An 8671-nucleotide genomic window follows, 5' to 3' on the forward strand; every position below is an offset into this window, starting at 1 on the left:
CCGATGAGCGCTCGCGCGAAGAGCATGAATCGGATGCGGACGAACGCGCTGCGCGTCTGGATGATCTGCTGGCTGATCCTGATCTGGGTGTTGTTGTGGGGCACCGTCTCTGCGGCCAACATCCTGTCCGGGCTCGCGGTGGCGCTGGTGATCACGCTGTTGCTGCCGTTGCCGCCCGTTCCGGTGGAGGGCAGGTTCCATCCGCTGTCGCTGACCAGGCTCGTCGTGACCGTCGCCTACTGGCTGCTGGTGTCGTCGGTTCAGGTCGCGGTGCTGGCGCTCAAACCTGGCCCGCCTCCGCTGACGGCCGTGCTGCGTGCTCATCTGGACATCAAGTCGGACCTGGTGCTGGCGCTTGCGGTCAACATCATGAACCTGACTCCGGGCAACATCGTCCTCGAGATCGACCAGGCGCGCCGAATGATCTACGTCCACGTGCTCGACGTCGGATCTGACCGTACCGTCAACCGCTTCTACCATCAGGTCGACAAGCTGCAGAAGCTGTTGGTGGCCTCTTTCGAACGCGACGAGGACTGGAAACCGTCGGCCGACAAGGAGGTGGAGGCATGATGTACGTCTGGATTGCGGCGGGCGTGATGCTCTCGCTCGCGGCGCTGGCCACCATGCTTCGGATGCTGCTGGGCCCCACCACGTTGGACCGGCTGGTCGCGCTCGACACCCTCGTCGCCGTGACGATGTGTGCGATCGGAACGTGGGCGGCGTTCAGTCTCGACACGACCGTCACGTACAGCCTCACTGCCCTCGCCTTGATCACCTTCGTGGGTTCGGTGAGCGTCGCCAGGTTCCGCGTCCCGGACGTCCCGGACGCCACCGAGCAGACGGCCGAGCGATGAGCGTCTCCGACATCGTCGCTGCCGGCCTGATTCTCAGCGGGTCGGCACTTGCCCTCACCGCAGCGATCGGGGTCGTGCGATTCCCCGACACCCTGTCTCGAATGCACGCCGCGACCAAGCCTCAGGTACTGGGCCTGCTGTTGGTGCTGGCGGGTGCCGCCGTCCGACTCAGAGGCAACATCGACGTCGGCATGCTGATCTTGACCGGGCTGTTCACGCTCATCACCGCACCAGTGATCGCCAACCGGGTCGGCCAGCTCGCCTATCGGGAGCAGAACATTCGTGACGACCTTGTGACCAGGGACGAAATGCATGATTTCTCCGCCGAACGGGAACTCCGAGGCAATGACGGTGATGGACGGTGACCATCCGGCAGTCGATGCCGGCGTAACGCGCACAGCGCTGAGCGTCACCATGGCGCGCGCGCGGGAGACGATGTCCCGCCTCCCGTTGTTCACCGACCCGTACGCGCAGATTCTGCTCGACGCAGTCGGCACCGCCGAGTCACCCGCCTCGATGCAGGACCACTCGTCTGCCGCAGCGCGCACAAAGTGGTTCGACGAGTTCTTTCTGACCGCGAGCTCCGCGGGCGTCTCGCAGGTTGTCATCCTCGCCCCGGGCCTGGACACGCGGGCGTGGCGGTTGCCGTGGCTGAACGACACCGTCATCTACGAGGTCGACGAGCCGCAGGTGCTGGAGTTCAAGGAGCGGGTCCTTGCGGCATCCGGGGCGACTCCTACGGCGCGACGCGTCGCGGTGCCGTTCGAGTCACGCGAGCACTGGCCGAAATCGCTGACGTCGTTGGGCTTCGACCACACCGAGCCGACAGCGTGGGCCGGTGAGGGGCTACCCGCCGGGCTTCCCGCCCAGACGCTGACCCGGATCCTGGAGAAGGTTGAGCTCTACAGTGCACGCGGCAGTCGTATTGCCGTCGAAGTCGGTGCGGACATGCCGATCGATGTCTCGTGCTGGCTGTGTGAGCGCCACTGGGAGGTCGGCACGACCCCCGCCGAGGAGCTGATGAACCGGTACCACCGCGCGCCTGCCACCGAGGACGTCCTGTTCCTCGACGGTCGCAAGCTCTGACGAAAACTGTTCCGCGAGAGCGCGAACGATCACAAGAATGGTGCGCCGGCGCCCCGCGAACCTGAGGTAGCGTCGAGTTCTATGACACTGATGGTCAATCCGGACATCCTGCGGGCATTCGCGGGACAGGTCGAGTCAACATCAGCGGTGATCCGCGAGGCGGATGTCGGCACCACGGTGTCCACCGCGGCCGACGGGCTTCCCGGATCGACAACGCAGTGGGCGACGAAACTTGTTGGCACGCACGTCGGCGAGCAGGCCAGGGCGATCGCGGACAACGTCGCGAAAATGGGCACGGCGGTGCGAGGTACCGGTGATTCCTACGAGGTGACGGACACCGACCTGGCCGGGAACTTCAAAGGTATCTTCTGACGGAAATCATTCCGACAGCTGGAATTCGACCATCGCGATGACGGTGTCCACCGCCTCCGACAGCGCGGTCACCCGTTCGGCAACGGTCGGCGCGGCCAGCACCGCGTAACGATCGGCCTGTCCGATCGGGAGTCGGGTGGTCAACGCGTACAACCATTGTGAGGCATCGCCCGATTCGTCGGCCCCACGCACGATATCGCGGGCATTGACCTGCGCTCCCCGCGCGGTCGCGATTCTCTCGAACAAGCCCACCATCCGGTCCTCGATGTCGCGGATCGCCGCGAAGTCGACCGGCTCACCCGGCTCGTCGGGCCACACCTCGATCACCGCCCGCGGGTACGGATCATCCGGCAGCCACTCCAGGATTCGGATCCTCTCCCCCAGAACGCATTTCATCCGGTAACGGCCAGACCCCATGTCGGCGTACTCGGCAATTCGCGCGAGCACGCCCACGTCGCTGCGAGAATCCCCGCCGCCCACCTCGCGGCCCGCCGCGATCAGCACCACCCCGAAGACCGGGTCCTCGGACGCCAAACACGTTCGCACCAGCGCCGAATACCTGGGTTCGAAGATCCGCAGCGGCAGCACCTCGCCCGGCAGCATCGCCATTTCGAGGGGGAACATCGGCAGTGTCGGCATTCGCTACAGCACCAACTCTGCTACGAGAGCATCGACCACGGCCCGAAGATCACCGTCATGCTCCTCGGCGACACGGCGCTGGCGCTGATAGGACGCTCCGTAGCGGTAGATATCAGGAATGCGCGCGAGCTCGTCAACACAGTTGAGCCGCTTGGCAATCGGCTGCAGTCGCTCCACCACATCGTCGAGATCTTCGGTGACCAACCGTTCATTGCTGTCGGCGTCGAGAATGATGATGGCGTCGAGCCCGTAACGCGCAGCACGCCACTTGTTCTCCTGAACGTGCCACGGAGGCATCACCGGCAGCGATTCGCCGGCGTCGATCCGCCGGTCCAGGTCCACGATCAGGCAGTGGGTCAGCGCCACCAGAGCCGACAGTTCGCGCAGGTTGGAGACCCCGTCGAAGATCCGGACCTCGATGGTGCCCAGATGAGGTGAAGGCCTGATGTCCCAACGGATCTCGTTCATGTGATCGATGATCCCGGTCTTTTTCTGGTCGCTCACAAACTGTTCCCACTCGCGCCACTCCTGAAAGTGGAACGGCAGCCCGGCGGTCGGCAGCTGCTGGAACATCATGGCCCGGTTGCTGGCGTAGCCGGTGTCCTCTCCGTCCCAGAACGGTGAGGACGCCGACAGAGCCAGCAGATGCGGGTACTGGTGAAGCAGGGAAGTGATGATCGGCATCACCTTGTGCGCCGAGGACACCCCGACGTGAACGTGCACGCCCCAGATCGTCATCTGCCGTCCCCACCACTGGGTCCGCTTGATCAATTCGGCGTAGCGCGGGGCGTCGGTCAGCTTCTGCGCCGACCAGTCCGCGAACGGATGCGTTCCGGCGCAGAACAACTCCATTCCGCGCTCCCGCACGATGTTGCGCACCGGCCGCAGCGTGACGGCGAGGTCGTCCATCGCCTGACTGGTGTTCTCGCAGATACCCGTCACGACTTCGACGGTGTTGCGCAGCAGCTCTTTGTGCACACGCGGGTTCTCGCCGATCTCGGCGATCACGGACGCGGCTTCGTTGCTCAAATCACGAGTCTGGGCGTCGACGAGCGCGAACTCCCACTCGACACCCAGGGTCGGCCGTGCCGACCCGGCGAAATCAATCCGGCTGCTAAGACCCGGTGATGACACCACAGGCCACCCGCGCTCCGGCGTCGCCGGTCGCCAGGGTGGTCTGATCCGGTGGCGGCGCACCGTCGACCTGCTGGTAGCGCTCCGGCGGGATGTTGGCGAAGTTGTCGGCCTTCTCGTGGATGATGATCGAGGTGCCTGCGCCGTTCATCAGCTCTTCTGCAGTGAACGCATCGGTGGTGGTCACGAGCTTCGCGGAGCCGTCCTCGCGGACCTGCAGCGACGAGAGGTCACCGCTGGCGGGATGGCCGGTACGGCCCGCCACCTGGAAGTGACCGCCCGCGGAGTTGAAGTTCGCGGGGGCGCCCCCGGTCGGGGCGACGGAGTTCGGTTCGCACTTGCCCACCGAGTGGATGTGCATTCCGTGGAAGCCGGGCTCCAGCTGGCCGGCGGCGGTGGTCTCGACAGTGACGGTGGCGTATCCGTCGGAGAACACGATCTCGGCGTTGGCCACCGTCGTACCGTCCGCGAGGTTCAATTCGGCGGTCAGCGTCTGCCCACCGCCCTGAGTGGCCTCGCCTTCGGACTCCCCGGGCCCCGCCGACGGCGACGGCGATCCGGTCCATACCGATGGTGTGGTGCCGGGGGTGTCCGAGGGCACCTCTCCGGGAGGGGCACACGCACTCAACGCAAGTGCGGGCACCGCGAACAGGGTGGCGGCAGCGACGGACCTGAGCATGTGCAAGAGCCTAGCCGGTGACCAGGACGACCACGCCCGGTGGCTGCTCAACAAGCGCAGGCACCCGCGGCGCCACCGGCGCTTCGAGCAGTCGGCCGACTTCCTCGGCGGCCTGTTGCTCGCCTTCGGTCTCGCCGAAGTACACCGTGGTCACTGTCACGTCCGGCACCTCGAGGTTGCCGGTTTCGGCCACGTTCCAATCGGCGTCGCGCAGCCTCGTGGCGAGGCCTTCCGCGGCGCCCTCGACGGTCGAGATGTTGAAGACGCGCACTTCGGGCCTGGCTGGCGCCGCGGGCGTCGTCGTCGTGGTCGTCGTCGTGGTGACGGTCGTCGAGCTCGCCGACGACTCATCGTCGCCGGAGCTGCTCAGAGCCTGGAACCCCACGAGTAGGAAGACGACGCCGAGGAACAACAACACCATCACGATGGCGCGGAGGGGCAGTCCCGAGGACTCTCGCTGGTTCATCGGCGCCTACTGTATCGCGGGCCGTGGTGAGGCCCGGTTGCCTTACGTGACGTCGAATCCAAGGCGGCGAGCAGCCCGGGCCTTCTGCCTGCTGGCACGCAGCCGGCGCAGGCGCTTCACCAGCATCGGGTCCGCGGCGAGCGCTTCCGGCCGATCTACCAGCGCGTTGAGCACCTGGTAGTAGCGCGTCGCCGACATCGAGAAGAGCTCCTTGATGGCGTCTTCCTTGGAGCCTGCGTACTTCCACCACTGGCGCTCGAAAGCCAAGATGTCATGCTCGCGACGGGTCAGACCGTCGGTGGGCTCGGTGCCGTCCCCAGAACGTTCAGCCCGCGCGATGGCGCCGTCCATATCGCTTCTTGGACCCTTCCGGAAATCGAAATGACATAGCTGTGGTTTGCGCGAGTATTCAATCACGGTTGGATCACGTAGACGGTCATCAATCGCCGCGAGTCGGCAGCGAAACTCCCGGGTCACGCTCTCCCTTAAGCTCCTGAGCATGGCTGTACGACCGATCCGCATCGTGGGAGATCCCGTCCTGCACACCGCGACCGAACCGATCCCCGTCGGCGAGGACGGCTCGCTGCCGGCTGATCTGGCAGATCTCATCACCGATCTGTTCGAGACGATGGACGCCGCTAACGGAGTCGGTCTGGCAGCCAACCAGATCGGCGTCAACAAACGCGTCTTCGTCTACGACTGTGCCGACGCCCGCAAGAAGACCACCCGCAGGCGCGGCGTCGTCGTCAACCCGGTGCTGGAGACCTCCGAGGTGCCCGAGACGATGCCTGATCCCGACGACGACGACGAAGGGTGCCTGTCGGTGCCCGGCGAATCGTTCCCGACGGGCCGCGCGGATTGGGCGCGGGTGACGGGGCTGGACGCCGACGGAACGCCGATCACCATCGAGGGCACCGACCTGTTCGCGCGGATGTTGCAGCACGAGACCGGCCACCTGGACGGCTTCCTGTACCTGGACCGGTTGATCGGGCGGAACGCGCGTAGCGCCAAGAAGGCGGTCAAGAGCCACGGTTGGGGTGTGCCCGGCCTGTCCTGGATGCCCGGCGAGGATCCCGACCCGTTCGGCCACTGACCGGTGACCGATCTCCCCGCGGTCGGGACGCGAGTCAGCCTGCGCTATCGACTCCCCACCGACGAGGCTCGACCGATGACCGACGTCGTCGGCCACATTGTCGATACCGGCGGCGAACTCGGTCGTTCGGTGCGGATCCGGACGCGACACGGTGACATCGTCGACGTGGCCCGAGAGGACGTGCTGGCCGTGCGCGTCGTCCCGGAGATGCCGGTGCGCACTGGCGAGATCCGCAACCTCGAGCACGCCGCCGCGCTGGCCTGGCCGGGAACCGAGCACCGATGGGTCGACGGATGGCTGCTGCGATTCGGCGGTGGAGTCACACGGCGTGCGAATTCAGCTGTTCCGCTTCGCTATTCGTCGGTCACCGAGATCGCCCAGACTCTCGACATCTATACGGCACGCGGCCTGCCCGCGCTCGTGTCGGTGCCCGACAGACTGCTTCGACTGCCTGCCGGTATCCCCACCGAAGCCGAGAACCTGGTCATGACAACGGATGTCGCACCCTCGGTGGAGGTCCCCGTGGCTGCCGGTCCCGATTCGTCATGGTTGACGCTGTATGAGCGGGATGTCCCTGTCGACATCCTCACTGCCGTCGTCAACGGCGAGGTGGGCTTCGGCCAGCTTTCCGGCGCGGCCGTGGGACGCGTTGCGGTAACGGACGCGCCGGACGGTACCCGATGGGCGGGGCTGTCCGCGGTGCACGTGTCCGAGAGCGCACGCCGGCGAGGCTTGGCTCGGGAACTCTGCGCGGGTTTGCTGACGTGGGCTTTCGGGCGCGGCGCCACGCGCGCCTACGTTCAGGTCGTCACCGAGAACGCCGCTGCGCGTGCGCTGTACGAGTCGATGGGCTTTCAGGTGCACCACCGCTCGCGCTATGTCCGCGCCGAAGACCTACTGTGAAGCCATGCGTCTGGCCACCTGGAACGTCAACTCCATTCGCGCCCGTGTCGACCGCGTCACCGACTGGCTGGAACGCGCCGAGGTTGACGTTCTGGCGATGCAGGAGACGAAGTGCTCCGACGACCAGTTCCCGACGATGCCGTTCGCAGCGCTGGGCTATGACGTCGTGCACTGCGGCTTCAACCAGTGGAACGGTGTGGCCATTGCGTCGCGGATCGGCATCGACGACGTCGAGGTGGGCTTCGAGGGTCAGCCGACGTGGAGCGACAAGCCGGAAGTAGAGGCCGCCGCGGAGGCTCGCGCGCTGGGTGCCACGTGCGGCGGGGTGCGGGTGTGGAGTCTGTACATCCCCAATGGACGCAGCGTCGACTCTCCGCACTATGCCTACAAGCTGGATTGGCTTGCGGCACTGCGCGACACTGCATCGTCGTGGCTGTCCGCGAATCCCGGGGCTCCGATTGCGCTCGTCGGCGACTGGAACATCGCGCCGATCGACGACGACGTGTGGGACATCTCGTTGTTCTCGGAAAGCACCCACGTGACACCGCCGGAGCGGGCGGCCTTCGATGCCGTCGTCGATGCCGGATTCACCGACGTAGTAAGACCTTTCACGCCCGGCCCGGGAACGTTCACCTATTGGGACTACACCCAGCTACGGTTCCCGAAGAACCGCGGGATGCGCATCGATTTCATTCTCGGCTCCCCCGCGCTGGCGGAGCGGGTCACCCACGCCGAAATCGCTCGCGACGAACGCAAAACCGGCAAGGATCGCGTCGGGTCGCCCAGCGATCACGCGCCGGTCGTCGTGGACCTGGAGGGCATCGCATAACGGGGCGCCGCATGGTGGCGGCGCCCCGTCTTGGTGTTCGTCAGCGGACGTTGACGTAGTAGACGTAGCCGGTGATGGTCTGCTGGTAGGTGCGGTCGCTGAAGTCGTCCATGACGGTGCCGCGGATGGGGGCGCCACGGTTGACGCTGACGACGTTGGCGTCGGACAGTGAAGCGTCAGACTGCTTCTGGACGATGACGCGGTTGCCGTCGGCTTCGAGCTGGGCGATGGTGGCCCGGGCGTCACCGGCGCCGGTGGGGGCGGCCAGTGCGGGGGCGGCCAGGCCCAGGAACGCGGCGGAGAAGGTGGCGGCTGCGGCGGTGGCGATGGTGAGGTTCTTCATTGTTCTGCTCTTCCCTGAGTTGTCGATCTTGGTGATCTGACTGTTCAAACCCGCATGTCAGGGAGTTCATTTCGGCTGGCAGAGATTGACCGGCCGGTGGCAGAAATCGGTGCATCGACCTGTCAGACACTTCGACTATTATCGAACATGTGTTCGATGATTGGTCTGACGGCAGTGTCCTCTCGGTGGTGGAGGATGCGCATCGTCAGGTGGCGGTGGCGATGGCGCGCAGTCTGGCCGGGATCTTCGAATTGCTGCAGCGGCGCACCGCGG

At 65.8% G+C, this 8671-nt stretch carries 14 protein-coding genes; 8 read left to right on the forward strand and 6 right to left on the reverse strand.

What is annotated here, in order from left to right; translation table 11 throughout:
* The first annotated feature begins 33 nt into the window (after positions 1–33).
* The 5 genes from AWC12_RS09375 (at position 34) to AWC12_RS09395 (ending at position 2312) form a co-directional block, all read left to right on the forward strand.
* Positions 34–570: a Na+/H+ antiporter subunit E gene (locus tag AWC12_RS09375; protein ID WP_024446165.1), complete on the forward strand. Its 537-nt coding sequence runs from the start codon at positions 34–36 to the stop codon at positions 568–570.
* Entirely contained in the window at positions 567–854 is a 288-nt protein-coding gene (locus tag AWC12_RS09380) for a monovalent cation/H+ antiporter complex subunit F (RefSeq protein ID WP_085173779.1), read from the forward strand. Before AWC12_RS09375 ends, AWC12_RS09380 begins: the two co-directional genes overlap by 4 nt.
* On the forward strand, positions 851–1219 hold the full coding sequence (gene mnhG, locus AWC12_RS09385; RefSeq protein ID WP_085173781.1) for a monovalent cation/H(+) antiporter subunit G: 369 nt from the start codon (positions 851–853) through the stop codon (positions 1217–1219). The genes AWC12_RS09380 and mnhG overlap by 4 nt, the downstream gene beginning before the upstream one ends.
* Positions 1200–1940, forward strand: coding sequence for an SAM-dependent methyltransferase (locus tag AWC12_RS09390; RefSeq protein ID WP_024446168.1), 741 nt, complete (start codon positions 1200–1202; stop codon positions 1938–1940). The genes mnhG and AWC12_RS09390 overlap by 20 nt, the downstream gene beginning before the upstream one ends.
* Positions 1941–2021: 81 nt before the next feature.
* Positions 2022–2312, forward strand: coding sequence for a type VII secretion target (locus tag AWC12_RS09395; RefSeq protein WP_036464873.1), 291 nt, complete (start codon positions 2022–2024; stop codon positions 2310–2312).
* Positions 2313–2318: 6 nt separating this feature from the next.
* On the opposite strand, the gene AWC12_RS09400 is transcribed toward AWC12_RS09395, so the two are convergent.
* The 5 genes from AWC12_RS09400 to AWC12_RS09420 are packed head-to-tail and all read right to left on the reverse strand — an operon-like array spanning position 2319 to position 5581.
* Positions 2319–2951 (reverse strand): LON peptidase substrate-binding domain-containing protein, encoded by a 633-nt coding sequence (locus AWC12_RS09400; RefSeq protein ID WP_085173783.1) that lies wholly within the window; start codon positions 2949–2951, stop codon positions 2319–2321.
* A 3-nt stretch (positions 2952–2954) separates the two neighbouring features.
* Positions 2955–4085 carry a glutamate--cysteine ligase gene (locus AWC12_RS09405; protein WP_110808604.1) on the reverse strand — a complete coding sequence of 377 codons (1131 nt, stop codon included), beginning with the start codon at positions 4083–4085 and terminating at the stop codon, positions 2955–2957.
* A complete protein-coding gene (sodC, locus tag AWC12_RS09410; protein ID WP_024446172.1) occupies positions 4066–4764 on the reverse strand; it encodes a superoxide dismutase[Cu-Zn] in 699 nt (232 codons plus the stop codon). The genes AWC12_RS09405 and sodC overlap by 20 nt, the downstream gene beginning before the upstream one ends.
* Positions 4765–4774: 10 nt before the next feature.
* Positions 4775–5230: a LytR C-terminal domain-containing protein gene (locus AWC12_RS09415; protein ID WP_085173787.1), complete on the reverse strand. Its 456-nt coding sequence runs from the start codon at positions 5228–5230 to the stop codon at positions 4775–4777.
* A 42-nt stretch (positions 5231–5272) separates the two neighbouring features.
* On the reverse strand, positions 5273–5581 hold the full coding sequence (locus tag AWC12_RS09420; RefSeq protein WP_024446174.1) for a nucleoid-associated protein NapA: 309 nt from the start codon (positions 5579–5581) through the stop codon (positions 5273–5275).
* A gap of 148 nt (positions 5582–5729) precedes the next feature.
* Between AWC12_RS09420 and AWC12_RS09425 the strand changes: the two genes are divergently transcribed.
* From AWC12_RS09425 to AWC12_RS09435, 3 genes are read left to right on the forward strand one after another with little or no spacing between them, the layout of a single operon-like run.
* Positions 5730–6323, forward strand: a complete 594-nt coding sequence (locus AWC12_RS09425; RefSeq protein ID WP_024446175.1) for a peptide deformylase — start codon at positions 5730–5732, stop codon at positions 6321–6323.
* 3 nt (positions 6324–6326) lie between these two features.
* A complete protein-coding gene (locus tag AWC12_RS09430; protein ID WP_085173789.1) occupies positions 6327–7226 on the forward strand; it encodes an N-acetylglutamate synthase, CG3035 family in 900 nt (299 codons plus the stop codon).
* A 4-nt stretch (positions 7227–7230) separates the two neighbouring features.
* Positions 7231–8055, forward strand: coding sequence for an exodeoxyribonuclease III (locus tag AWC12_RS09435; RefSeq protein WP_024446177.1), 825 nt, complete (start codon positions 7231–7233; stop codon positions 8053–8055).
* Between the two features lie 40 nt (positions 8056–8095).
* Here AWC12_RS09435 and AWC12_RS09440 read toward each other — a convergent pair whose 3' ends face one another.
* A complete protein-coding gene (locus AWC12_RS09440) occupies positions 8096–8398 on the reverse strand; it encodes a hypothetical protein (protein ID WP_085173791.1) in 303 nt (100 codons plus the stop codon).
* Positions 8399–8671: the final 273 nt, after the last annotated feature.

The sequence above is a fragment of the Mycolicibacterium iranicum genome (assembly GCF_002101705.1).
Lineage (GTDB): Bacteria > Actinomycetota > Actinomycetes > Mycobacteriales > Mycobacteriaceae > Mycobacterium > Mycobacterium iranicum.

Bases quoted from the DNA above. Each gene is read 5' to 3' on its own strand.
- AWC12_RS09375 (WP_024446165.1), top strand. From the start codon at position 34: ATGCGGACGAACGCGCTGCGCGTCTGGATGATCTGCTGGCTGATCCTG.
- AWC12_RS09380 (WP_085173779.1), top strand. From the start codon at position 567: ATGATGTACGTCTGGATTGCGGCGGGCGTGATGCTCTCGCTCGCGGCG.
- mnhG (WP_085173781.1), top strand. From the start codon at position 851: ATGAGCGTCTCCGACATCGTCGCTGCCGGCCTGATTCTCAGCGGGTCG.
- AWC12_RS09390 (WP_024446168.1), top strand. From the start codon at position 1,200: ATGACGGTGATGGACGGTGACCATCCGGCAGTCGATGCCGGCGTAACG.
- AWC12_RS09395 (WP_036464873.1), top strand. From the start codon at position 2,022: ATGACACTGATGGTCAATCCGGACATCCTGCGGGCATTCGCGGGACAG.
- AWC12_RS09400 (WP_085173783.1), bottom strand. From the start codon at position 2,951: ATGCCGACACTGCCGATGTTCCCCCTCGAAATGGCGATGCTGCCGGGC.
- sodC (WP_024446172.1), bottom strand. From the start codon at position 4,764: ATGCTCAGGTCCGTCGCTGCCGCCACCCTGTTCGCGGTGCCCGCACTT.
- AWC12_RS09415 (WP_085173787.1), bottom strand. From the start codon at position 5,230: ATGAACCAGCGAGAGTCCTCGGGACTGCCCCTCCGCGCCATCGTGATG.
- AWC12_RS09420 (WP_024446174.1), bottom strand. From the start codon at position 5,581: ATGGACGGCGCCATCGCGCGGGCTGAACGTTCTGGGGACGGCACCGAG.
- AWC12_RS09425 (WP_024446175.1), top strand. From the start codon at position 5,730: ATGGCTGTACGACCGATCCGCATCGTGGGAGATCCCGTCCTGCACACC.
- AWC12_RS09435 (WP_024446177.1), top strand. From the start codon at position 7,231: ATGCGTCTGGCCACCTGGAACGTCAACTCCATTCGCGCCCGTGTCGAC.
- AWC12_RS09440 (WP_085173791.1), bottom strand. From the start codon at position 8,398: ATGAAGAACCTCACCATCGCCACCGCCGCAGCCGCCACCTTCTCCGCC.